This is a genomic window from Deinococcus pimensis DSM 21231, assembly GCF_000519345.1.
Classification (GTDB): Bacteria; Deinococcota; Deinococci; order Deinococcales; family Deinococcaceae; genus Deinococcus_A; species Deinococcus_A pimensis.
Map to the genome: position 1 here is coordinate 13,163 of NZ_KI912680.1, position 1,256 is coordinate 14,418.

Annotated in this window: 2 protein-coding genes; both read left to right on the forward strand. The window is 70.9% G+C overall.

All coding sequences use genetic code 11. The features are described from left to right. Positions 1–184: 184 nt before the first annotated feature. Complete coding sequence (locus tag DEIPI_RS0126830) at positions 185–1,006, forward strand: isoprenyl transferase (RefSeq protein WP_052352062.1); 822 nt, start codon at positions 185–187, stop codon at positions 1,004–1,006. Positions 1,007–1,069: 63 nt separating this feature from the next. Then, positions 1,070–1,256 (forward strand): hypothetical protein (locus tag DEIPI_RS40785; protein ID WP_045235308.1); only part of this gene is annotated, 187 nt, incomplete at its 3' end.

A 1,256-nucleotide genomic window follows, 5' to 3' on the forward strand; every position in this document is an offset into this window, starting at 1 on the left:
CTGGGCGTCGTCACGCACGTCATGACGCACCGCCGCCTCGTGATGCGCGTGTACGGCGCGCGCGCCGACCTGCCCCTCGCGGACGTGAGCGGCCGTCCCCTCTCGCGGCTCGACCGGAAGGCCCTCGCGCTCGCGGACGCCCCACCGTCCCTGTTTCCCACGGCGGGGCGGTAGACTGTCCCCCGTGACCCGATCGTCCCGTCTGCCCGCCCTCCTGCGCCTCACCGGCACGCTCGCCCGCCCGCTGTACTGGTGGTACGAGCAGCGTCTGGAACGGGAGGTCCGCGCGAGCGGGAAGGTCCCGAATCACCTCGGGCTCATCCTCGACGGGAACCGCCGCTTCGCCCGCGCCATCGGCGTGGAGTCCAGACTCGGTCACGACCTCGGCGCGCACAAGGCCTACGAGGTGCTGGAGTGGTGCCTGGAACTCGGCATCCCGCACCTCACCATCTGGGTGTTCTCGAACGACAACAAGGGCCGAGCGGAGGAGGAGGTGGGGCACCTGCTGCGCCTCTTCGCGGAGGAGGCCGCCCGCATGGTCCACGACCCGCGCATCCACCGCAACCGCGTCCGCATCAAGATGATCGGCGCGATCGAGGACTTTCCCGAGAAGGTCCGCGCCAACCTGGGGGCGCTCGAACGCGCCACGGAGCACTACGACGGGATGCTCCTCAACGTCGCCATCGGTTACGGCGGCCGCGAGGAGATCACGGAGGCGGTGCGCCGCATGCTGCGTCAGCAGGGCGCGCTCGGTCACAGCGCCGAGGAGATCGCCGCGAGCCTCGGCGTGGACGACATCAGCGCGCATCTCTACACCGCCGGTTCGCCCGATCCGGACTTCATCATCCGCACGTCCGGCGAGATCCGCCTGTCGGGCTTCCTGCTGTGGCAGTCCGCGTACAGCGAGTACTACTTCTGCGACGTGTACTGGCCGGGCTTCCGCAAGGTGGACTTCCTGCGCGCCGTCCGCAGCTTCCAGGAGCGCGTGCGCCGCTTCGGACGCTGAGCCTCGCCCCGCCTGTCCAGGCAACCCGCGCTCCCGCGCTTTCGTCCACGATAAGAAGGAGACATGACCCACACCCTTGAGACCCGCCTCGCCCGCGCCTCGCGCCACGGTGACCTCGACGCGCTCCTGTGCGCCCTCGAAGGGGCCGACTGGGCGCTCGTCCTCGCGGGCGAGCGTGACCTGCACGCCGTCCTCGCCCACCTCCTCGGCGGCCTCACGCTGCGCCTCGATCCGCTGCTGCCCGCGCCCG